General features: G+C 64.9%; 22 protein-coding genes. 12 read left to right on the forward strand and 10 right to left on the reverse strand.

All coding sequences use genetic code 11. The features are described from left to right. Nucleotide 1: 1 nt before the first annotated feature. Complete coding sequence (locus LQ956_RS02335; protein ID WP_238621089.1) at nucleotides 2-949, reverse strand: dihydroorotate dehydrogenase; 948 nt, start codon at nucleotides 947-949, stop codon at nucleotides 2-4. Between LQ956_RS02335 and LQ956_RS02340 the strand changes: the two genes are divergently transcribed. Then, nucleotides 948-1,415, forward strand: a complete 468-nt coding sequence (locus LQ956_RS02340) for a tRNA (cytidine(34)-2'-O)-methyltransferase (RefSeq protein ID WP_238629312.1) — start codon at nucleotides 948-950, stop codon at nucleotides 1,413-1,415. The two genes, LQ956_RS02335 and LQ956_RS02340, sit on opposite strands and share 2 nt — an antisense overlap. A 277-nt stretch (nucleotides 1,416-1,692) precedes the next feature. Here LQ956_RS02340 and LQ956_RS02345 read toward each other — a convergent pair whose 3' ends face one another. The 5 genes from LQ956_RS02345 to LQ956_RS02365 all read right to left on the reverse strand — a co-directional run bounded on the left by LQ956_RS02345 (nucleotide 1,693) and on the right by LQ956_RS02365 (nucleotide 4,469). After that, nucleotides 1,693-2,694, reverse strand: coding sequence for an NAD(P)H-dependent glycerol-3-phosphate dehydrogenase (locus LQ956_RS02345; protein WP_238629313.1), 1,002 nt, complete (start codon nucleotides 2,692-2,694; stop codon nucleotides 1,693-1,695). A 12-nt stretch (nucleotides 2,695-2,706) separates the two neighbouring features. After that, the gene (gene secB / locus LQ956_RS02350; protein ID WP_238621092.1) at nucleotides 2,707-3,231 is read right to left on the reverse strand and encodes a protein-export chaperone SecB; all 525 of its coding nucleotides are present in this window, start codon (nucleotides 3,229-3,231) and stop codon (nucleotides 2,707-2,709) included. A 106-nt stretch (nucleotides 3,232-3,337) separates the two neighbouring features. Further along, nucleotides 3,338-3,628 carry a glutaredoxin 3 gene (grxC, locus tag LQ956_RS02355; protein WP_347402040.1) on the reverse strand — a complete coding sequence of 97 codons (291 nt, stop codon included), beginning with the start codon at nucleotides 3,626-3,628 and terminating at the stop codon, nucleotides 3,338-3,340. A 9-nt stretch (nucleotides 3,629-3,637) separates the two neighbouring features. Next, nucleotides 3,638-4,066, reverse strand: a complete 429-nt coding sequence (locus LQ956_RS02360; protein WP_238621093.1) for a rhodanese-like domain-containing protein — start codon at nucleotides 4,064-4,066, stop codon at nucleotides 3,638-3,640. Nucleotides 4,067-4,163: 97 nt separating this feature from the next. After that, the gene (locus tag LQ956_RS02365; RefSeq protein ID WP_238621094.1) at nucleotides 4,164-4,469 is read right to left on the reverse strand and encodes an ArsR/SmtB family transcription factor; all 306 of its coding nucleotides are present in this window, start codon (nucleotides 4,467-4,469) and stop codon (nucleotides 4,164-4,166) included. Between the two features lie 167 nt (nucleotides 4,470-4,636). Between LQ956_RS02365 and LQ956_RS02370 the strand changes: the two genes are divergently transcribed. The 5 genes from LQ956_RS02370 to LQ956_RS02390 all read left to right on the forward strand — a co-directional run bounded on the left by LQ956_RS02370 (nucleotide 4,637) and on the right by LQ956_RS02390 (nucleotide 9,091). After that, a complete protein-coding gene (locus LQ956_RS02370) occupies nucleotides 4,637-5,794 on the forward strand; it encodes a murein hydrolase activator EnvC family protein (protein ID WP_238621095.1) in 1,158 nt (385 codons plus the stop codon). 97 nt (nucleotides 5,795-5,891) lie between these two features. Continuing rightward, nucleotides 5,892-7,199, forward strand: a complete 1,308-nt coding sequence (locus tag LQ956_RS02375) for a S41 family peptidase (RefSeq protein ID WP_238621096.1) — start codon at nucleotides 5,892-5,894, stop codon at nucleotides 7,197-7,199. A gap of 20 nt (nucleotides 7,200-7,219) precedes the next feature. After that, nucleotides 7,220-8,038, forward strand: coding sequence for a divergent polysaccharide deacetylase family protein (locus tag LQ956_RS02380; RefSeq protein WP_238621097.1), 819 nt, complete (start codon nucleotides 7,220-7,222; stop codon nucleotides 8,036-8,038). Further along, complete coding sequence (locus LQ956_RS02385) at nucleotides 7,978-8,529, forward strand: DJ-1 family glyoxalase III (protein ID WP_238621098.1); 552 nt, start codon at nucleotides 7,978-7,980, stop codon at nucleotides 8,527-8,529. The genes LQ956_RS02380 and LQ956_RS02385 overlap by 61 nt, the downstream gene beginning before the upstream one ends. A gap of 112 nt (nucleotides 8,530-8,641) precedes the next feature. After that, nucleotides 8,642-9,091 carry a cytochrome c gene (locus LQ956_RS02390; RefSeq protein ID WP_238621099.1) on the forward strand — a complete coding sequence of 150 codons (450 nt, stop codon included), beginning with the start codon at nucleotides 8,642-8,644 and terminating at the stop codon, nucleotides 9,089-9,091. A gap of 328 nt (nucleotides 9,092-9,419) precedes the next feature. On the opposite strand, the gene LQ956_RS02395 is transcribed toward LQ956_RS02390, so the two are convergent. Together LQ956_RS02395 and LQ956_RS02400 are read right to left on the reverse strand one after the other, a co-directional pair. Then, the gene (locus tag LQ956_RS02395) at nucleotides 9,420-9,791 is read right to left on the reverse strand and encodes a DUF6746 family protein (RefSeq protein WP_238621100.1); all 372 of its coding nucleotides are present in this window, start codon (nucleotides 9,789-9,791) and stop codon (nucleotides 9,420-9,422) included. Between the two features lie 63 nt (nucleotides 9,792-9,854). Next, nucleotides 9,855-10,907, reverse strand: coding sequence for an LbtU family siderophore porin (locus LQ956_RS02400; protein WP_238621101.1), 1,053 nt, complete (start codon nucleotides 10,905-10,907; stop codon nucleotides 9,855-9,857). 314 nt (nucleotides 10,908-11,221) lie between these two features. Between LQ956_RS02400 and cobF the strand changes: the two genes are divergently transcribed. Beyond that, the gene (gene cobF / locus LQ956_RS02405) at nucleotides 11,222-11,998 is read left to right on the forward strand and encodes a precorrin-6A synthase (deacetylating) (RefSeq protein ID WP_238621102.1); all 777 of its coding nucleotides are present in this window, start codon (nucleotides 11,222-11,224) and stop codon (nucleotides 11,996-11,998) included. Between the two features lie 10 nt (nucleotides 11,999-12,008). On the opposite strand, the gene LQ956_RS02410 is transcribed toward cobF, so the two are convergent. Then, complete coding sequence (locus LQ956_RS02410; protein WP_238621103.1) at nucleotides 12,009-13,043, reverse strand: GGDEF domain-containing protein; 1,035 nt, start codon at nucleotides 13,041-13,043, stop codon at nucleotides 12,009-12,011. 106 nt (nucleotides 13,044-13,149) lie between these two features. On the opposite strand from LQ956_RS02410, the gene LQ956_RS02415 reads away from it, so the two are divergent. After that, nucleotides 13,150-13,578: a cobalamin biosynthesis protein gene (locus LQ956_RS02415; RefSeq protein WP_238621104.1), complete on the forward strand. Its 429-nt coding sequence runs from the start codon at nucleotides 13,150-13,152 to the stop codon at nucleotides 13,576-13,578. On the opposite strand, the gene LQ956_RS02420 is transcribed toward LQ956_RS02415, so the two are convergent. After that, nucleotides 13,546-15,474 carry a methyl-accepting chemotaxis protein gene (locus LQ956_RS02420; RefSeq protein ID WP_238629314.1) on the reverse strand — a complete coding sequence of 643 codons (1,929 nt, stop codon included), beginning with the start codon at nucleotides 15,472-15,474 and terminating at the stop codon, nucleotides 13,546-13,548. The genes LQ956_RS02415 and LQ956_RS02420 overlap by 33 nt on opposite strands. A 192-nt stretch (nucleotides 15,475-15,666) precedes the next feature. Here LQ956_RS02420 and LQ956_RS02425 point away from each other — a divergent pair, with 192 nt between their 5' ends. The 4 genes from LQ956_RS02425 to LQ956_RS02440 all read left to right on the forward strand — a co-directional run bounded on the left by LQ956_RS02425 (nucleotide 15,667) and on the right by LQ956_RS02440 (nucleotide 22,019). Next, entirely contained in the window at nucleotides 15,667-16,020 is a 354-nt protein-coding gene (locus tag LQ956_RS02425; RefSeq protein WP_238621106.1) for a hypothetical protein, read from the forward strand. A 154-nt stretch (nucleotides 16,021-16,174) separates the two neighbouring features. Then, entirely contained in the window at nucleotides 16,175-17,428 is a 1,254-nt protein-coding gene (locus tag LQ956_RS02430; protein ID WP_238629315.1) for a TolC family protein, read from the forward strand. Further along, on the forward strand, nucleotides 17,425-18,885 hold the full coding sequence (locus LQ956_RS02435; RefSeq protein ID WP_238629316.1) for an efflux RND transporter periplasmic adaptor subunit: 1,461 nt from the start codon (nucleotides 17,425-17,427) through the stop codon (nucleotides 18,883-18,885). The genes LQ956_RS02430 and LQ956_RS02435 overlap by 4 nt, the downstream gene beginning before the upstream one ends. Continuing rightward, on the forward strand, nucleotides 18,882-22,019 hold the full coding sequence (locus tag LQ956_RS02440) for an efflux RND transporter permease subunit (RefSeq protein ID WP_238629317.1): 3,138 nt from the start codon (nucleotides 18,882-18,884) through the stop codon (nucleotides 22,017-22,019). The genes LQ956_RS02435 and LQ956_RS02440 overlap by 4 nt, the downstream gene beginning before the upstream one ends. Nucleotides 22,020-22,047 lie beyond the last annotated feature (28 nt).

Genomic DNA, 22,047 nt, shown 5'->3' on the forward strand with positions numbered 1-22,047 from the left:
CTCAGTTCAGCTGCAGGGTCCCCGTCAGCTCCGACACATGGCCAAACCCGTGGCGCTTCAGGTAATCCTGAATACCCTGGTTGATCTTTTGGCACAGCAACGGATCATAGAACAGCCCCGTCCCCACCCCGACCGCTGTGGCCCCCGCCAGCAGGAACTCGATGGCATCGGTGGCACAGGCCACCCCGCCCTGGCCGATGATGGGCACCCCATGGGGCTTGGCCACCTGATAGACCTGATGCACCCGCAGCAGGGCCACCGGCTTGACGGCCGGACCGGACAGGCCGCCCTGGTTGTTGCCGATCACGGTGCGGCGACGCTCGGCATCGATGGCCATCCCCATCAGGGTGTTGATGGCGGAAAAGGCATCGGTGCCGGCCTCGATGCAGCGCCGGGCATTGGCGGCGATGTCCGTCTGATTGGGAGAGAGCTTGGTGATCAGCGGCTTGCCGGTGGCCTTGCGACAGGCCGCCACCACCCGGGCGGACATGTCCGGATCATTGCCGAAGGCCACCCCACCCTCCTTCACGTTGGGGCAGGAGATGTTGATCTCGATGGCATCCACCGGAGAATCATCAAAACGGCGGGTGACTTCGATGTATTCCTCGATGGTGGAGCCGGAAACATTGGCGATGAAACGGGTCTCGTCATAGTCCAGGCCGGGCAGGATCTCGTCCACCACGAAGTCCACCCCCGGATTCTGCAGGCCGATGGCATTGAGCATGCCGCCGGGGGTCTCGTAGACCCGATGAGGGGCGTTGCCCGAACGGGCCTGACCCGTGGTGCCCTTGAGACAGACGGCGCCCACATGACGATTGGAGAAACCCGCCACACGGGTATACTCCTCGCCGAACCCCACGCAGCCCGAGAGCAGCACCAGGGGAGAGGCCATGGAAAGCCCGCAAAAATCGATCGCAAGGGCCTGTTTAGGGGAAGTGTCGACTGGCATGTTTCATATCGTCCTGTATCAACCGGAGATACCGCCCAACACGGGTAACGTCATGCGCCTGGCGGCCAATAGCGGCTGCCGGCTGCACCTGATCCACCCGCTGGGGTTCACGCTGGATGACGCACGCCTGCGGCGCGCAGGGCTGGATTATCGGGATATGGCTCCGGTGACGGAGTATGACAGCCTGGGGGCCTTCTCGGAAGCCATACAGCCGCAGCGGCTGTTCGCCCTGTCCACCCGAGGCAGCCGGGTCTACAGCGAGATCCCGTTTCAGACGGGGGATGCCTTCCTGTTCGGCCCGGAAACCCGGGGCCTGCCGGAGGTGGTGCTGGAAACGCTCCCCGCGGAGCAACGCCTGCGCGTCCCCATGATGCCGGGGAGCCGCAGCCTCAACCTGTCCAACTCGGTGGCCGTGGTGGTGATGGAGGCCTGGCGGCAACTGGGCTACCCCGGTGCCGCCACCTGAAGATGTGCAGAGCAAAACATACCCCTGCCTATCCCGTCATTCCCATGCCCTATCCCGTCATTCCCGCGCCCTATCCCGTCATTCCCGCACCCTATCCCGTCATTCCCGCGAAGGCGGGAATCCAGTGACGAACTGAAAACCCTGGACTCCCGCCTTCGCGGGAGTGACGATGTTTTCCTGCGGAAACGACGCTGCTTTCCAGCGGGAGCGGCGATGTTTTTCAGAACGACGCCTGACGTGACATGCACAAGCCCGTGTCAAAGGGGCCGTCAGACAGCTAGAACTCCGGCTTGGGGTCCCGGCTCAGCAGCTCTTCCACCGCAGCCATCGGCGCCAGCCCTTCATAAAGGACCCGGTACACTTGCCGACAGATGGGCATGTCCACCTTCAGGGCGGCGGCCTTGGCCACTGCCACCCGGGCGGTGCGCACACCCTCCACCGCCTGGCCGATGGCCGCCACCGCTTCATCCATCCCCTGCCCCTGGCCCAGGGCCAGGCCGAGGCGACGATTGCGGGACTGGTTGTCGGTACAGGTGAGCACCAGATCCCCCAGACCAGACAACCCCATCAGGGTCTCGTTGCGGGCACCGGTGGCGGCCCCCAGACGCATCAGCTCCGCCAGCCCCCGGGTGATCAGTGCGGCACGGGCATTGGCCCCAAAACCCAGGCCATCGGACACCCCGGCGGCAATGGCCAGCACGTTCTTGAAGGCACCGCCCAGCTGCACACCCACCACGTCGTCACTGGTGTATACCCGCAACGTACCACCTGCCAGCCAGGCACGGGCATCCTCGGCAAAGGCCGGATCCGGCGCAGCCAGGGTCAGTGCGGTGGGCAGGCCCCGGCCCAGCTCGGAGGCAAAGGAAGGACCGGAGGCCACCCCCCAGTGCACATCACCAGGCAGATCCTCCAGCACCAGCTCATGGAGCCAGCGGGTGGTTTCCAGATCCAGACCCTTGGTGGCCCACACCAGCCCACGCCCCGGCAGTTGCGGGGCAATGCGGCGCAGAATCTCGTGAAAACCGCTGCTGGGCACGGCCAGCAGGACCCGATCGGCCGCGGACACAAGGGCATCGAGATCATCAACGGGCGTCAAGGTCGCCGGGAACGGGGCATCCGGCAGATAGCGGACATTGCGACCGGCGGCCCGCATTTCCGCCATCCGCTCCCCGTCACGCCCCCACAGGCCGACCTTCAGACCCTTGCGGGCAAGATGAATCGCCAGCGCCGTCCCCCAGGAACCGGCGCCCAGCACCGCCACATGACCCACGACACCCATGGAGGCCGGAGCTCAGTTCAGCGGGGTGGGCGCGGCATCACCACCGCCACCCTGAGCCGCCTGCTGCTCGTTACGCAGCTTCTGCGTATAGAGGGCATCGAAGTTGACCGGAGCCAGCAGCATTTGCGGGAAGCCACCGCGGGTGACCAGATCGGAGATCGCCTCGCGGGCAAAGGGGAACAGCAGATTGGGACAGTAGGCCGCCAGCAGCGGACCCATCTGGTCCTGGGGGATGCCCCGCAGCACGAAGGCGCCGGCCTGCTTCACTTCCACCAGGTACGCCGCCTTGTCCTGGGATTTGGTGGTCACGGTCACCGTCAACTCCACTTCGAAGAGTCCGTTCTCATCCAGGGACCGGGCCTGGGAGTTCAGCTGCACCTGGGTTTCCGGCTTCCACTCGCGGGTAAAGACGGCGGGAGAATTGGGCGACTCGAAGGAGATATCCTTCACATAGATCTTCTGCAGCCCGAACTCCTGCTGCGGCTGTCCCTGGGCAACGCCGTCGGCGTTGGGTTTCGGTGCCTGATTTTCCGTCATGCTGACTCCGTGACTGGTTGGGTACGAGGTGATCGAGCGGACAATGATAGGGGGGGCGGCCCAGGGGCTGCAAATGACAGGATGATAACGGGCGGGAAAGCAGGTCTCAGCCCCCATCCAGCCCTAGCAGGGCGTCCAACTCACCCTGTCGATCCAGCGCCACCAAGTCCGTATAGCCGCCCAGATGCCGGTCCCCGGCAAACACCTGAGGTACCGTCTCCCGCCCCGAGCGCTGCTCCATCACTTCACGCTGGACCGGGTCCCGGTCTACCCGGATCTCCTCGAAGGAGACGCCTTTGCTCCTGAGCAATCGCCGGGCCAGCATGCAGAAGGCGCAGGAGTCGGTCCCGTAAATCACCACGGTGGTGCCGCCCGTGGGTGGCGATGAATCCGCCACGGGGCCGCCTTATTTCTTGCTCAGGGGCAGACCGGCGGACTCCCAGGCCAGGACGCCACCCTGAAGATTGACCACATTCTCGAAACCGTTCTTGACCAGGGTGTTGCAGGCCTGACCGGAACGGGCGCCGGTCTGGCAATAGACGACGACGGCCTTGTCCTTGAACTTGTTGATCTCGGTGAAACGGTCCTTGAACTTGGTCAGGGGGATGTGGCGGGCACCGGCAATCTTGCCGGTCTGGCGGGCCTCGCCCTCCTCACGCACATCCACCACCACGGTCTGATCCTGGTTCATGATCCGAACCACGTCAGCTGGCCCGAGCACCTTGTATTTCCGCGTCAGGCGAGTGTATTCGGTATAGCCGATGGCACCAATGACCGCCGCCAGCAGACCGAACAGGAGGGGGTGATTGGCAACAAACTCCAGGTATTGGTCCATGGATCGCTCAAGACTCGTGAATCATTGGAAAGGGCGCATTCTGAAGCCATGCGCCCCCGCGGGCAAGTCAGTCAGGCCAGCCCGTGAGCAGGGGGACTCACGCGGAGCGGCAAAAGACGTCCTGCATCATGCTGATCAGACGCAGGGTTCTGGCATCACTGACCCGGTAATAGACCCGATTGGCATCCTTGCGGGAGGCCAGGATCCCCTTGTCGCGCAGGATGGCCAGGTGCTGGGATATATTGCTCTGGGAGGTCCCCACATGATCGACGATCTCCTGCACGCTCACCTCTCTGTCACCCAGAACGCAGAGGATCTTCAGGCGCAGCGGATGGGCCATGGCCTTGAGGGAGCGGGAGGCACGCTCGATATCTTCTTCCTTGTTCAGGAGATCAGGGATCATATCGGATACTGTATTCATGGGGGCTTGCGGCTCGAAGGGGGCCACCTTAGCCATGGGCCGGGGGCTGATATATTAGAATTGGATGATTCGATTATGATCTTTATCAAAAATATTTCAACGATTTTCCGTATCCGCCGCCCATGATACCCCGGCCGCGTCATCTTGTTATGGCCCTGCTCATTCCCCTGCTGGGTCTCCCCTCTCCGATCCCGGCCGCCACGGAACGGGAAGAGGCCACACGCCGCCTGGAGCAGGTACAGCGGCAGATCCAGCAGGTTCGGGGACGCCTGGAAGCGGCTCGGGGCGAACAGGGCCGGCTGGAAGGACAACTCCGGGAGACGGAGCGCGCCATGGACCGGACCGGCCGCGACCTGGCCGCCGGCGAGAGCGCCCTCAAGGCCACGGAAACCCGCCTGCGCGAGTTGGAGCGCCGCCGGCGTGACGAAATGGCCCGACTGGCGGAGCATCGTACCGCCCTGGCCGCCCAGCTTCGCAGCGCCTATCAGACCGGCCGGCAGGACCATCTGAAACTGCTGCTGAATCAGGAAGATCCGGCCCGTATCGGCCGCATGCTGGTCTATTACGAGCACTACAATCGGGCCCGGCACGCCCGCATCGAGGCCGCCACCCAGGCCCTGGCGGCGCTGGCCGAGACCCACCACCAGCTGGACCTGACCCGCCTGCAGCAGACAGAGCAGCGCCGGACCCTGCTGGCGCACCGGGAACAACTGGAACAGCAGCGCCGGGAACGGGCCCAGGTGCTGGAAAAACTGCGCCGGGAAATCACCCAGGCAGGCACCTCGCTTTCCCGCCTGCAGGCGGACCAGGAGGGTCTTGAAGAACTGCTCAAGGCCCTGGACCAAGTCCTGAGCGACATCCCCGACGACGCCCTGCCAAATCAGGCCTTCGCCGAACGCCGCGGCAAGCTGCCGTTCCCCGTCCAGGGGGAAATCATCCACCGCTTCGGCAGCACCCGGGACAGCGGTACCGGCCGCCGCTGGCAGGGCTTGGTGATCAGCGCCCGCGAAGGAGAACCGGTACAGGCGATCCATCACGGCCGAGTCGCCTTTGCCGACTGGATGCGCGGCTTCGGCATGCTCCTGATCGTCGACCATGGCGGCGGTTACATGACCCTCTACGGCCATAACCAGGCCCTGTACAAGTCACCGGGGGACTGGGTACAGGCCGGTGATCTGATTGCCCGGGTGGGAGACAGCGGCGGTAGCGAACGTGCGGGCCTGTATTTCGAGATTCGTCACAAAGGCAACCCGGTGAACCCCTCCCAATGGTGCGACTCTAAGCTCCCAGTGGTAGGCTCTCGCTAATAAGCGCACCATAGGGGCCATCCGGACACATGATCCGCACCGATCAAGCCCTCAATCTCCCGCTCAAGACGGAGAGAATCATTTGGAGTTCAAGGCTATGAGTACCCAAACCCGCGTCGGCGCCGGCCTGTTGATGGGCCTGATTCTGGGCGTTGCGCTCAGCATCTCCTTCAGCGTCATGGCGGACCGCCAGCAGCATGAGGCCGACGCCCTGCCACTGGAGGACCTGCGCGCCTTCACCGACGTCTACATGCGCATCAAGCGCAACTATGTGGAAGAGGTCGAGGACTCCAAACTGCTGGAGAATGCCATTCGAGGCATGCTCTCCGGGCTGGACCCCCATTCCTCCTATCTGACCCCCAGCGAATTTTCGGAACTGCAGATCGGGACCAGCGGTGAGTTCGGCGGCCTGGGCCTGGAGGTGGGCATGGAGGACGGCTTCGTCAAGATCATCTCCCCCATCGACGACACCCCTGCCAGCCGCGCCGGCATCCAGGCCGGCGACCTGATCATTCGCCTGGATGACAACCCGGTGAAGGGCATGACCCTGAACGAAGCGGTCAACAAGATGCGCGGCCCCCGCGGCAGCAAGATCACCCTCACGGTGGTCCGTGAAGGTGTGGATCGTCCCTTCGAAGTCACCCTGACCCGGGACACCATTCGTGTGCGCAGCGTGCGCAGCGAGATGCTGGAGCCGGGGTTCGGCTATCTGCGCATCACCACTTTCCAGTCCAAGACCGCCCAGAACCTGGTGGAGGAAATCCGCAAGCTGCAGCGGGACAGTGGTGGTCTCAAGGGACTGGTGCTGGATCTGCGCAACAACCCCGGTGGCGTCCTCAACGGCGCCGTGGGTGTTTCCGACGCCTTCCTCACGGAAGGCCTGATCGTCTACACCGAGGGCCGGGTCAGTGATGCCCAGTTCCGCTACACCGCCTCACCCGGCGATGTGCTCAAGGGTGCGCCGCTGGTGGTCCTGGTGAACCAGGGCTCCGCCTCCGCCTCCGAAATCGTCGCCGGTGCCCTGCAGGATCACCAGCGCGGCATCATCATGGGCACCCCCACTTTCGGCAAGGGTTCGGTGCAGACCATCCTGCCCCTGAACCAGGGCAAGGCGCTCAAGCTGACTACCGCCCGTTACTACACGCCTGCCGGGCGCTCCATCCAGGCGGAAGGCATCGAGCCGGACATCAAGCTGGAGCCGGTCACCGTGGCTCGGGCGGAAACCCCGGACGTCAGGCCCATCACCGAGTCCCAACTCAACCGTCACCTGCAGGGCCGCGAAGGGGCCACCGAGACCAGCACAACAGATGACGATGAGAAGGAACCGCTGGCCCAGCGGGACTTCCAGCTCTACGAGGCCCTCAACCTGCTCAAGGGCCTGGACATCCTCCAGGCCCGCCGGTAGTAAAGGCAAGGCCGCTCCCCGTGCACGTCTCGGGCCTGTGTGCCCTGACATTGTGCCTGTGCCTTCTCACCGGCCCCTTAGGGGCCGGTGAGCGCCTGCCCTTCATTGCCATCATCATTGATGATCTGGGCAATGACCTGCGGGAGGCCCGGCGCACCACGACACTCCCGGGCGCCGTCACCTGCGCCGTGCTGCCCCATCTCCGCTTCTCCGAGGCCTCGGCGGAACTGGCTCATGAGAGGGGCAAGGAAGTGATGCTGCACCTGCCCATGGAGGCGGACAACGGCAGCAACCCGGGTTCGGGGGCGATCCTGAGCCACCTGGATGAACGGGAAACCCGGTCCCGTGTGCGCCAGGCCCTGGCCTCGGTGCCCCATATACGGGGCGTGAATAACCACATGGGCAGCCGCCTCTCCCGGGAATATCATCACTTGGCCTGGGTGATGTCGGAACTACGCGCCCATGACCCCGATCTTTACTATGTGGACAGCCGCACCCACGTGGAGACCCTGGGGCGCCATGTGGCCGAGTGGGCACGCCTGAACACCACCCAGCGGGATGTCTTTCTGGACTCCCGACCCCATGACGTGGAATTTGCCCGCATGCAGATGCAGCACTTGATCCGGCTGGCCCGGACCCAAGGACATGCCCTGGCCATCGGCCACCCCTACCCGGCCACTCTCCAGGTGCTGGAAGAAGTGCTGCCCACCCTGGCGTCCCGGGGTATACGCCTGATAACGGTCAGTGAATATCTCAAGCAGAAGGAGGAAGTTCGCCAATGGCACGCATCCTTATCCCCCTCGCCAACGGCTGCGAGGAACTTGAAGCCGTCACCCTGATCGACCTGCTGCGCCGGGCCGACTTCGACGTGATCACCGCCGGCCTGGAACCCGGCCCCGTCACCGGCGCGCACGGCATCGTACTGATGCCGGACACGGAACTGGAACAGGCTCAGCACGAGTCATATGACCTGATGGTGCTGCCCGGCGGCCTGCCCGGCGCGGACCATCTCAATGACGATCCCCGCATCCACGCGCTGCTGCGCAAGCTCCATGATGAAGGACGCTATGTCGGGGCCATCTGCGCCGCGCCCAAGGTGCTTGCCAAGGCCGGGCTGTTGGCGGATCGCCGGGCGACCGCCTACCCCACCGTACTGGAAGGCATGGGGCTTACCGATACCCAGCTCACCGGACAGCCGGTGGAAGTGGACGGCAACGTGGCCACATCCCGGGGTCCGGGTACCGCCATGGAATTCGCCCTTGCCCTGGTCGAACTGCTGGCCGGCACCGACAAGCGCAAACAGGTGGAAGACCCGCTCTGCCGTTGCTGAAGCCATTGCGGGGCCACCCCGGGGATTGCCGGGGTGGTCACCGTCGCCGCCTTTCTTGCGCTGCGGCATGGCAAGGGGTAGTGTGGGGAAGGATCATTCTCCGGTGAACGTCATGCCCCGCCCTTTCCTTGCCTTCATCCTGCTGTTCATCCCCACGCTGACCCTGGCGCAGGCGCCGGAACCACCCCCGGACCACAGACACCTGGTGGAAATGCCCACGCTGCAAAGGGAACTGCTCAGGGAGGAAATGCAGGAACACCTGATTGCCTATCAACGTATCCTTGATCTGCTGGCTCGTGGAGAGTTGGCACAGGCGGGAGAAATGGCGGAGAACACCATGGGCATCAGCACCATGGGCAAGCATGCCGCCGCCACGCGGGGCCTGGGAGGACCGGGACGATTCATGCCCGACGGCATGCGGCAGATGGGTTTTGCCATGCATGAATCCGCCACCGAATTCGCCAAGGTGGCCGAACAGGGGGATCTGCAGGAGGCCTTAAAGGCCCTGCATGAACTCACGGCCACCTGCGTGGCCTGTCACATGTCCTTCCGGACACGCTGAGAGTTGCGGGATTGCCGGGTACCCCACCGTCACTCCCGCGAAAGCGGGAGTTCAGGGGGTGTCATTGCCTGACTGGATTCCCGCTTGCGCGGGAATGACGCAGATAGAAAGCCTGGATTTCCGCCTGCGCGGGAATGACGGCTTCAAACTTGCCGTCACTCTCAAATTTGCCGTTACTTTCAACCCCACCGTCACTCCCGCGAAAGCGGGAGCCCAGGGAGGCATTGTCCGACTGGATTCCCGCTTGCGCGGGAATGACGCAGATAGAAAACCTGGATCCCCCATTGCACGACGGGAGTGGCGGCGGCACGAAAGGGAATCGTAAGGCTTACTTGATGACCTTACGTGACACGGACAGATACTCTTCACCCTTGGCCTTCACCAGAGCAAAGTCATTCTCCTCGGAAGCCACGTGCAGCTCCTCCAGGGTCTCGGCCAGTTCTTCCAGTTCTTCATTGATCTTTTCCAGCGCCACTTCCAGGGTATAGGTCAGCTCATGGACCTCAGCCACCTTTTCGGAGGTCAGCTCGCCGGCCAGCACGGCCTCCAGCTTGGCGTTATATTCGCTGAAATTCTTGACCGCCTGCTCCAGGGTTTCCGAGGGCGTCCCCTTGAAGTGCTCGACGCGATCGGCCATGACACTGCCGGAAGCCAGACCCAGGCCGGCGGCCAGGGCAACGGTGAGGAGGGTCTTTTTCATGATTTGCTCCAAAAGCTTACAGGTTGACGTGGATTGAAAGGGTGCAGGTCGAAACCTGCGGACTTAGAACTCTGCCGCCAGTTGCACCAAAAAGGCATTGGCGGAGTCGCCGGTACCACCATCGCGCTCACGGTAATCGCGGTCATGGCTGTATTCGAAGGACAGGGATAGCTGATCCATCAGGGCGATGGACACACCGGCCAGATAGCGGTAGCGCGGCAGTTCCAGCGCATCCTCAATGAATGCCTCGCTGCTGCCCTGAGCGGCGGCGGCCAGGGTCACCGGACGCTGCAGACCATCCAGCTCATAGGCCAGCTCCACCCCCCAGACGCTGGGACGAGCACCCTTGCCGTTAAATTCAAGCTGCCCGGCATCAAAGCGCTTCTCCGCCACCACATATTCGGCGGCCAGGGTAAAGGGGCCATGGACGGCGGTGATATGGGCGTTGTAACCGCCCACGCGCTTGCCTTCGACCACGGTTTCCACTTCCTGCAATGCATCGGAATCGCCCAGGGTGCTGGTGTAGGCGACGCCCAGATCCATCTCCACAGGACCGACATCGAATGCCACCCCCAGGTTCAGGCCCACGCTGCTCAGGTTGTCACGGGTGTCGCCGCTGAACAGCCAGGCCGCCCCATAGAACTGCTCGCCCTCCCAGCCCAGCAAGGCGGCGGTCTCACGGGTTTCCGCCAATTCCAGGGCCAACGGGTCGGAGACCAGGGCGGTCTCGAACCGACCGAACGGGACGTACCGGCGTCCCACCTCCAGGTAAGCACCCGGCAGGGCCGGCAGCCCCAGGGAGATCACAGCCTCGTCCACCTCCACTTCCGACTCTTCGCCATCATCTTCGTAGAGCAGCAGGATGCGGGCAGACAGGAGTTCATTGAACCGGGCCTCAAGCCCCAGTTCCACGGTTGCCAGATTCAGATCACTCTCGGAGCCGCCGTCATAGTCCTCGGCCCAGCCCGCCTCGATCTCCAGCAGACCGGACCAGGTCAGTTCCGGCATCTGTGCCTGGGCACTTGTCGCGGTCACGGCCAAGGCACTCCCCAGTGCCAGCGCCAGGCCGCGGGTCAGCCTGTTTTGCCCACCCCGCACGATGATTTCACCCTTCATGAAATTCCCCCATTTCAAGATAATGTCGTCACAATGAACGCCGAAGTCGTCATTCCCGCGCAGGCGGGAATCCAGTCACGCACTAACACCCGCTGGACTCCCGCTTTCGCGGGAGTGACGGCGACGTGCCTTTGCCGGTTCGAAAACATGACCGCAATGGCAGTGACCGGAACGCAGTGTAGCAATAAAAAATACAAACTTGAACGATAATCTATCTTATTCGCATCATATTTCCTGAAATTATTTACTTATCGCGAAACAGACGAAAACCGTACCGAAAGACTTCCTGCTACACTGCCCTCCCCGACCTGACCATGACGCCCATGAGAGAATTCCTGCTGATCGGCATCGGCGCCGGCGACCCGGACTATCTGACCCTGCAGGCCATCAAGGCCATCAACCGCGTGGATGTCTTCTTCGTCCTGGACAAGCGAGCGGAAACGGCGGAGCTGACCCGCTTCCGTCGGCAGATCTGCGAGCAGTTCGCCACCGACCGCCCATGGCGTTTCGTCACCCTGCAGGATCCGGTGCGGGATCAGAGCCGGGGGGGATACGCCTCGGTGGTGGAAGAGTGGCACGATGCCAGGGCAGTCTTGCTGGAGCAGGCCATCCGGAACGAACTGGAGGAAGGGCAGTGCGGCGCCCTGCTGCTATGGGGCGACCCCGCCCTCTATGACAGCGCCATGCGGCTCATGGAGATCATTCAGGCACGGGGCAATCTGGCGCTGGACTACCGGGTCATCCCCGGCATCACCAGCGTACAGGCCCTGGCGGCGGGTCACCGCATCCCCCTCAATCGCATCGGTGAGCCAGTGCATGTCACCACGGGCCGGCAACTTGCCAAGGGCCTCCCCAAAGACCTGGATGCGGTCCTGGTGATGCTGGACGGGGATCTGAGCTATCGGAAGGTACTGGAAGAGGACATGGAGATATTCTGGGGGGCCTATCTGGGGACCGAGGACGAGATCCTGATCTCAGGTCCGGCGAAAACCGTCACGCCGCAGATCGAACAGGCTCGCCAGGCGGGCAGGGCCGCCAAGGGGTGGATCATGGACACCTACCTGCTACGGCGCCCCCGACGCTCGGATTAGGGCTGCATTTTCAGCCCGAGGCCACCACCACCCGGTTACGTCCCGCATGCTTGGCCTGGTAAAGGGCCTTGTCCGCCCGAGCGAACAGGGTTTCTACCGTGTCGCCCGCCGTTGCCGGCGCCACGCCTGCGGAGATGGTGAAGCCTTCCACCACCGTATCATCCTGCCGGTTCACCAACCTGAGGCGCTCCACCATCGTCCGTGCCTGCTCGGCAAGGGCGACGGCCTCCTGTACGGTATAACCCGATAACAGGGCGACGAACTCCTCGCCGCCAAAACGCACCAGCACCGCATCGGGCGGCAGGACACGGCGCAAGGAGACGGCCACCTTGCGGATGACCACATCACCGACGGCATGGCCATAACGATCATTGATGGACTTGAAATGGTCAATATCCATCACCAGCATGGTATTACGGAGCTCATCCGAAGCCATGAGAACACGGGCCATCTCCGTTTCCATGCCCCGACGATTGAACAGGCCGGTCAAGGGATCGGTCATGGAAGCCTTCCGATGCTTTTCCAACTCATTGCGCAGATGCCGAGCCTCCAGCTCCGCCTCTTCGAGGTTCCTTTGCAGCGCAAGATTATCGGAACTGGCCGTGACCACCGCGGCCGCCAGGCGTTTGGCGATGGCTTTCAGGCCTTCAGGGTTTTCCGTTTGATCCAGGGCCTGCAGATTGTCCGTCAGACATTCATGAAAGCCCGCCGTACTGCGTTCAGCATCTCGGAGCAGACTGATGACGCCCCCCAGCAACGCCTCCAGTTCATCCCCCATGCCGCTGAAACGGGACAGACTCTCGCCGGCCACGTAGCGTTCGAACAGATGATGCAGGGCAAAGGAATCCAGCTTCCTGCCCGTACTGAGCTGTTCACTGACCGCCTGCACCAGCTCTTCGTTGGCGGCCTGTAGATACTCGTGAAAAATCCAGTAATGGATGGGAGAAGGATCCAGGCCATGCCCCTCAAGCAGCTTGAGAATGCGATACCCGAAGTTGGGCTGCAGATCCGGGCGCGAACCCCGGGGCGTGTTTCCTGAAGTCATGGAGTGGGTCGATTCCTGTGCGCCGTCGGGCTACGGCATGGAGACCGTGGTCTGGTAAAGTAGCGCCTCAAGCCGTGCAGAACAAGGTCATGGCGGGGTCATCTTCATGAAACATGCGTTTTTAGGGGTGGGCTGTACCCCCGGCCTTCATCCCGACGCCATGATGGTTGCGGTACACAGGGCACTGGAAATGGCGGCACTCGCACCGGATGCCGTCGGCGGCTTGGGGACCATCGTACAACGCCGGCACGAGCCGGCCATCCTCTTCGTGGCAAAACACCATGGCTGGAACATCCAGGTGTTTTCCGCCCAAACCCTGTCCCAGGTACCCGTCCCCAATCCTTCCGAGCGGGTCAGACAGATAATGGGCACACCGGCCGTCGCCGAGGCGGCGGCCCTGCTGGCGGCCGGAACGCGGGACCCAAGCCACCTGCTGCTGGAAAAGCTGATTCACCGTGACGGAGCGCACAAGGCCGCCACCATCTCCATCGCTCGACAACGATCACATGCGAAAGCGCCGCACCAGCCCCTGTAGCTGGTCCGCCAGAGCGGAGAGGTCTTCCGCGGCATGGGAAGTTTCGTCCATACAGCGCCGGGTCTGCTCGGAGACCGCATGGATCTGCTGAATGCCGCCATTGATGTCCCGGGCCGTCGCACTCTGTTCCTCGGTAGCGCCGGCAATCTGCCGGATCACGTCGCTGATATGGGTCACTGATGCGGTGATCCGGTCCAGGGATTCCCCCGCCCGGGCCGCCTCATCCACGCTCCGCACCGCCTGCTCACGACTGACCACCATCACTTGGGCAGCATTCCTGGCGCTGTTCTGCAACCGGTCGATCATGCCCTGGATGTCGGCGGTGGATTTCTCGGTACAGCTGGCCAGGGTCCTGACCTCGGCAGCCACCACGGCAAATCCCCGCCCCTGCTCCCCCGCACGAGCAGCCTCGATGGCCGCATTCAGGGCCAGCAGGTTGGTCTGCTCTGCGACATCGCGGATCACCTCCAGTACGGTACCGATGCGCTCGGCATCCTCCCGCAGGGAGTCCATGGCCTGGGCCGAATCGTTGACGTTTTCCGCCAGGGATTCGATGGTGGCCATGCTGCGCCCCACTTCCGTCTTGCCGGCCTGCACCTGTGCCAGGGTGTCCTGGGCCAGATGGGCCGACGACTGGGTGTTCCTTGCCACCTCATCCACCGTGGCCACCATCTGGTTCATGGCCACCACTGCGCCGTCCACCTGCTCAGTCTGACGCCGCAGACCCTCGTCCGTATCCATATTCACCCGGGAGAGACGGGAAGCAGCGACGCTCAGGCGTCCGGAGACATCGACAATCTCCCCCACCATTTCACGGAGCCGGACCTGCATGGCACCGATACCGGCCGCCAGACTGGAGGAGTCGCCCGTCCGCCCCTGGACCGGCACGCTCAGATCTCCCCCGGCCACCCGCTGCACTGCACCGGCCACATCGGCAGGTTCACCGCCGATGATGGCATTTACGGTGCGCACCACCAGCAGAGTCAGCGCCATGGCCACGACAATCATCAGACCGGCAATGACGACCAGTCGGGCCAGCATGGCACGCATGTCCGCAAAGGCAGGACCTGCCTCCCGCTCCAGGACCAGCCCCCAACCCAGCAGGGGGATGTGGGTATAACTGCCGATCACCTCCGCCCCGGCCGAATTAGGGTAGCGGCCCACCCCGCTACCGCCCTCGCGAATGGCCCGGACCGCCTCGGTATCCAGGGGCGTATCGATATCGCGGATGGAGCGTGCCGGGGTCACCGGTCGACCGTCGGCACCGTCCACCAGAAAGATCTCCCCGTCCGCATCCGAAGACAGTTCCCGCACCCGCTCAAACACGCTTTGCAGCCGGACCGCGCCCCGCACCACCCCCACCACCTGGCCATCCCGGTGGATAGGGACCGCCACGGGGCTCACGTGATAACCGGTGAAGCGGGAATGCACCGGCTTGCCGATCACCTCCGTTCCGGCCACTACCTGGGTAAACCAGGAACGGTTGTCCAGACGGAAGCCGGCCACCTGTTCCGCCGGCAACGTCCGAGCCTGACCGTCGTGGGATACGCCGGCAATACCATGCCCCCGGGGATCCACCACCATGATGGTGTCGTAATAGCCGTTGGCGACCATGGCCAGCAGCAGGGGCGTAAGTCCGGCCGGATCCATGTCCGCGGCCTCTTCCAGCCTTGCCAGATAACGCATCTCGTCCTGCCGCACCCGAAGCCAGTCCATGAAGGACTGGGTGTTCATGGCCGCGGCGGACTGGAGCTGCTGCAGCGTCCCCTGGGTATAGGCCTCCCGGTACTGCATGAAAACCATCCCGGTCACCACCAGGATGCTGGTGAGGACCAGTGTTCCCATCAGCATGGTCAGCCCTCCGGCAAGACCGGTCCGTTCCAGCAAAACTTTCATTCAGGCACTCCTATAGACCTGGGTGTTATGCCATTTCAAATTACTAAATGAGAATAATACTGGATATCGGTTTTAAGACGATGACTTAAAAGATCGCCATACCCTCCGCCGATCGTCCGCACCTGACCGGTCATCCGAAGCCGTCGGACCAGAGTGCTTGCCCGTCCCCGACAGATGTGCCAGCATCGTTTCATGCTGCACGTCCGTGCCATCATCCTGCTGGTGATCGCGTCCCTTCTGGCGATGCCGATGCACCATGTGCTGGCGGCCTCGCCTGCCGCCAAAGGCGATGCCTGGATGCACCAGGGTCATCATCAGGATCACGTCCCCGCTGCCGACACGGGCCATTGCGGTGAAACCGGGGACGAGCAGGCCGAAACCAGCCAGGAGCAGTGTGCCTTCTGTGCCGCCTGCGCCCTGGCAATGGCCCAGGAGCCACCCGTCGAACAGCGTGCCTGCCAGCCCGCCCCGGCCGGCATCATTCATGGCCTGCACTCCCGGATTCCCCAGCTGGAACACCGACCTCCCAAACCCCACCTCGCCTGACCCCCGGGCGGCCACGGGCCGCCGGATACCGGTCGTCCCTTCGGCCCTCGTCACGCGCAGCCGGCCCATACGGGTTCTGCCACGCGTCTGAACGTCGCCGGGTCGACCCGATGCAACGGGGTCCCGCGCGACCCCAAGGCGAGGACGTCAATTCATGCCATCCCAGAACCCCGGCAGGCTGCCCGGCCTGCTGCTGCTTCTGCTGCCGGGGGCACTCCCGGCGGCCCCTCCACCCCTGCCATTGAGTCCGGCCGAGGCCGAAACCCTGGCCCTGGATCAGGACCCCCTGACCGCCCGCTACCGGGAACAGGCGGCGGCACGGGCGGAATCCGCGGTCAGCGCCGGTGCCCTGCCGGATCCCATGCTGATCATCGAATGGATGGATCTGCCCGCAGAGCGTCTGCAACTGGAAGGCGATGACATGACCCAACTCCGGCTGGGCCTGCGCCAGACCTTCCCCCGGGGGGACAGCCGGGCGCTGCGTCGTGAACGGGAATGGCTGCGCGCCATGACCTTCCACGCCCGGGCGGAGGCGACCATGCGGGAAACCCGCGCCCAGGTCCGCCAGGCCTATGTGGAACTGCATTACCAGCGTCGGCTCCTGAGTCTGCTGGAGGCCAGCCGGGATCAGTTGCGCGAACTGCTGGAAGTCACCGAACGGGAGTTTGCCGCCGGACGGGGCATACACCAGACGCTCCTGGAGACCGAACTGGCGCTGGAAAACCTGGCAGACCGCCTTGACGCCAACCGGGCCGACGCCACCGGGGCACAGGCCCGCCTGGCCCGATGGATCGGCGCGGAGGCCGCTCGCCGTCCGCTTCCGGACAGTCTGCCCGAACTGCCGACCCCGAACCTGACCGACGACATTGATCAACACCCCCTGCTGCGTGCCCAGGACCTGATGGTCACCGAGCAGCAACGGGGCGTGGCCCTGGCCAGACAGGGCTATCGACCGGAATGGTCGGTGGAACTCACCTACGGTACCTCGACCCGCTCAGGCATGAACGACACGGACCGGCTCTCGGCCATGGTGATGCTGGATCTCCCCCTGTTCACCCGCAATCGCCAGGACCGGGATGTGGCCGCCAGCCTGCGGGAGGCGGCCGCCGCCGGGCACGACCGGGAGGCCCAACACCGCGAACTGCGGCAGTCTCTCACGACCGATCACGCCACCTGGCAGCAACTGACTGAACGGGAACGGCGCTACCGGCAGCGCCTGCTGCCCCTGGCCGAGGCGTCCATTCGAGCCGCCGAAGAAGCCTACGCTGCCGGCACCGGGGACCTGCCCGGCCTGGTGCGCGCCCGCATCAACCACCTGGCGTTGCAGATCACCACCGCCGACGTCACCCGGGACCGGTGGATCGCCCAGGCCCGTCTGCTGTCCCTGCTGGGGGAGGACCCGTCATGAAAATCATGCCCCTGCTGCTGAGCCTGTCCCTGGGCATCACCCTGGGTGCCGGCGCCATCCTCTGGCACCATGGAGAGACCGCCTCCCGGGCCGAAGACGGTGGCGGCCGGACCGTGCTCTACTACCGCCACCCGCACAACCCTGCCATTCGTTCGGACGAACCCCGCAAGGACGAGATGGGCATGGACTTCATTCCCATCTACGCCGGAGACACGGACCCTGCAGATGAGGGCGGCGTACGCATCAGCCCTCGGGTGATGCAAAACATGGGGGTGCGCACCGCCGCCGCAGAACGGGGCGAACTGACTCGGGAGATCCGCACCGTCGGCTTCGTGACCGAGGATGAAGCCGGTCTGGCCCACGTCCACCTGCGCACCGAGGGCTGGATCGAGGATCTGCGGGTGCGCACCACCGGCGAGGCGGTGCGGGCCGGTCAGATACTGTTCCGGATCTATTCCCCCCTGCTGGTGAACGCCCAGGAAGAACTGCTGCAGATCCTGCGCCGGGGCGGCCCGGCGGAACCGGCCCGGGAACGGCTGCGGGCCCTGGGGCTGAGCCGGGACACCATCCGTGAGGTGGAATCCCGGGGACAGGCATTGACACGGGTGCCGGTCACGGCCCCACGGGACGGCATCGTCACCGCCCTGAATGTCGCCGAAGGGATGTTCGTCACCCCGGGCACCGAGGTGATGCGGATCAGCGACCTGTCCCGGGTCTGGGTCATGCTGGACCTGTTCGAACAACAGGCCGCGGCCGTCTCCCCGGGAAGCCATGTCACTCTGCGACTACCCGCCCATCCGGACGAGGTTCTGGAAGGCCGCCTGGACTACCTTTATCCCACCCTGACCCAGCCCACCCGCACGGTGCGCGCCCGCCTGGGACTGGATAATCCGGACGGCATCCTCAGGCCCGGCGCCTGGGTTGAGGCCCGTCTCGCGGCCATCCCCACCGGCGAGGTGGTCCATGTCCCGGTGGAGGCGGTGATCCGCACCGGCCACGAGAATCGCGTCGTGCTCGCCCTGGAAGAAGGCCGCTTTCAGGTCAGGCAAGTGGCGTTGGGGCGACGCGCCGGGGATCGGCTGGAGATCCTGGCGGGTATCGAAGCGGGGGACAAGGTGGTGGTCTCAGGCCAGTTCCTCATCGACTCGGAGGCCGCCGTGAGCGTGGCCCTGGCCCGCCTGGAGACGCCTGAAGACGGCGGCGACACCCACGACGACAGCGTCCCCGCCGAAGGCCGCATCAACCGGGTGGACCGGGAAGCGCGCCGGGTGAACCTGTACCACGAGCCCATTCCCGTCCTGGGCTGGCCCGCCATGACCATGGACTTCGAGGTGGCGGACGGGGTCAGTCTGGAAGGACTGTCCCCCGGCGATGCCGTGCATATTCGCATCCGGGAACGGGAGGAATACGTCTATGAACTGACCCACGTGGCCCCCCGTCCGGGAGATGCACCATGATCGACCGCATCATCCAGGCCTCCCTGGACAACCGCCTGCTGGTCCTGCTGCTGACGGCGATCTTCATCACCTGGGGCCTGTTCTCACTGCGGGACATGCCCCTGGACGCCATCCCGGATTTATCGGACGTGCAGGTGATCGTCCATACCGGCTATCCGGGCCAGGCCCCCCAGATCGTCGAGGACCAGGTGACCTACCCCCTGTCCACCGCCATGCTGGCGGTGCCCGGCGCCCGGGACGTGCGAGGGTTTTCCATGTTCGGGGATTCCTACGTCTACGTGATCTTCGAGGACGGCACCGATCCCTACTGGGCCCGGTCCCGGGTGCTGGAATACCTGAGCCAGGTCGCCCCGGATCTGCCGGACGGGGCCCGTCCGGCCCTGGGGCCGGACGCCACCGGGGTGGGCTGGGTCTACCAGTACGCCCTGGTGGATCGGAGTGGCACCCATGACCTGGCGGACCTGCGCAGCCTGCAGGACTGGTTCCTCAAATACGAACTGCAGTCGGTGCCCGGCGTGGCCGAGGTGGCCACCCTGGGGGGCATGGTCAAGCAGTACCAGGTGGTGCTGGACCCGAACCGGGCCCGGGCCTTCGACCTCACCCTGGAGCAGGTCCGCAGCGCCATCCAGGCGGGTAACCGGGAGGGGGGCGGCTCGGTGCTGCAGATGGCCGAGGCCGAATACATGGTGCGGACCCGGGGTTATCTCACCGGCGCGGCGGATCTGGCCCACATCCCCGTGGGCCGGACCGCCGACGGCACCCCGCTGCTGCTGGAGGACGTGGCCGAGATCCGCCTGGGTCCCGAGGCCCGGCGCGGCCTGGCGGACCTGGATGGAGAAGGTGAAGTGGTGGGGGCCCTGGTGGTGATGCGCCACGGCGAAAACGCCCTGGCCACCATCGAACGGGTGAAACAGCGCCTGGACGCCCTGCGCCCCAGCCTGCCGCCCGGTGTGGAGATCGTCGAGACCTATGACCGCTCCACCCTGATCCGGGAATCGGTACACAACCTGTCCAGCAAACTGTGGCAGGAGTTCCTGATCATCGCCGCCGTGTCTCTGGTGTTCCTGCTGCATCTGCGTTCGGCCCTGGTGGCCATCGTCAGCCTGCCCATCGGCATCCTGGCGGCCCTGATGATCATGCAACAGCAGGGCATCAACGCCAACATCATGTCCCTGGGGGGCATCGCCGTGACCATCGGCGCCATGGTGGACGCGGCCATCGTCATGGTGGAGAACCTGCACAAGCGCCTGGAGCGGGCCCGTCCCGAGGAGGACCGCTGGGCCCTGGTGGCCGAGGCGGCCAAGGAGACCGGCCGCCCCCTGTTCTTCGCCCTGCTCATCATTACCGTGAGTTTCCTGCCCCTGTTCGTGCTGGAAGGGCAGGAGGGCCGCATGTTCAAGCCCCTGGCCTTCACCGGCACCTATGCCATGGCGGCCGCCGCCGGGCTGGGCATCACCCTGGTGCCGGTACTGATGGGCTACTTGGTACGTGGGCGCATCCGGCCCGAGGCCGGGCACCCCTTGAGCCGGCTGCTGATCGCCCTCTATCAACCCCTGCTGCGGTTGCTGCTGCGCCACCCCTGGGCCACCGTGGCGGCGGCCCTGCTGCTGGCCCTCACCATGTTGTGGCCCGGCACCCGGTTGGGCAGCGAGTTCATGCCCGAACTGGACGAGGGTGACCTGATGTATATGCCGTCCCTGAACCCCGGGGTCTCCCTGGACAAGGTGCGGGAGTTCCTGCAGCAGACCGACCGGCTGATCGCCTCGGTGCCCGAGGTGGAGCAGGTATTCGGCAAGGCGGGCCGGGCGGATACCGCCACCGACCCGGCCCCCATCGGCATGCTGGAGACGGTGATCCGTTTCAAGCCCCGGGATCAGTGGCGGGAAGGCATGACCAAGGCGGACATCATCCGGGAACTGGACGCGGCAGTGCAGTTTCCCGGCGTGGCCAACGTCTGGGTGCCTCCCATCAAGACCCGCATCGACATGCTCTCCACCGGCATCCGCTCCCCGGTGGGGGTGAAGATCTCCGGTCCGGACCTGGCCGGGATCGAACGCCTCGGCCGGGAGATCGAGGCGGTACTCGCCCAGGTGCCCGGCACCGCCTCGGCCTTCGCCGACCGGGCCGCCACCGGCCGCTACGTGGAGGTGGAGATCCATCGGGAGCGGGCGGCGCGCCATGGGGTGAGCGTGGCCGAACTGCAGTCCCTGGTGCAGACGGCGGTGGGCGGCATGGGGGTCACCGAGACCGTGGAAGGCCGGGAACGCTACCCGGTGAACCTGCGCTATCCCCAGGACTGGCGGGACAGCCCCGAGGCCCTGGAGGCGCTGCCCGTGATCACCCCTGCCGGTGCCCACGTGCCCCTGGGCAGTCTGGCCACCATCCGCATCGTGGACGGCCCGGCCATGATCCGCACCGAAAACGCCCGTCTCAACGGCTGGGTGGTGGTGGACATCCGCGATCGGGATCTGGGTTCCTACGTGGCCGAGGCCCGCCGGCTGGTGGCCGAACAGGTGACGCTGCCCCCCGGCTATGCCATCGCCTGGTCTGGCCAGTACGAGCACATGGAACGGGCCCGGGAGCGCCTGGGTTACCTGATCCCGGTGACCCTGGTGCTGATCTTCCTGCTCCTGTACCTGTGCTTTCGCAGCGGCCCGGAGGCGCTGATGCTGATGGGGGCCCTGCCCTTCGCCGCGGTGGGGGGGATCTGGCTGGTGTACTGGCTGGGCCACGACCTGTCGGTGGCGGTGGCGGCGGGTTTCATCCTGCTGATGGGACTCGCGGCGGAGTTTGCGGTGGTGATGCTCATGTACATCCGCAATGCCGTGGCCCGGCAACGGCCCACCGACCGGCAGGCCCTGGAGGAGGCCATCATCGCCGGGGCGGTGATGCGGGTGCGCCCCAAGGCCATGACCTCGCTGACGGTGGTGCTGGGGCTCTCCCCCCTGCTCCTGGACAGCGGCCCCGGCTCCGAGGCCATGCAGCGCATCGCCGCCCCGGTGATCGGCGGCATGATCACCGCCCCCCTGGTCTCCTTGCTGCTGATCCCGGTGCTGTACTGGCTGTGGCAACGCGGGCCTCTGCCCGACAACCCCGCCCCGGCAAGGGGGCGGACCCATGACGTCCATCCATGAACCATTGCATGAAACCAAGAAGGAGTTC

It is taken from the genome of Ectothiorhodospira lacustris (genome assembly GCF_022227845.1).
GTDB lineage: Bacteria > Pseudomonadota > Gammaproteobacteria > Ectothiorhodospirales > Ectothiorhodospiraceae > Ectothiorhodospira > Ectothiorhodospira lacustris.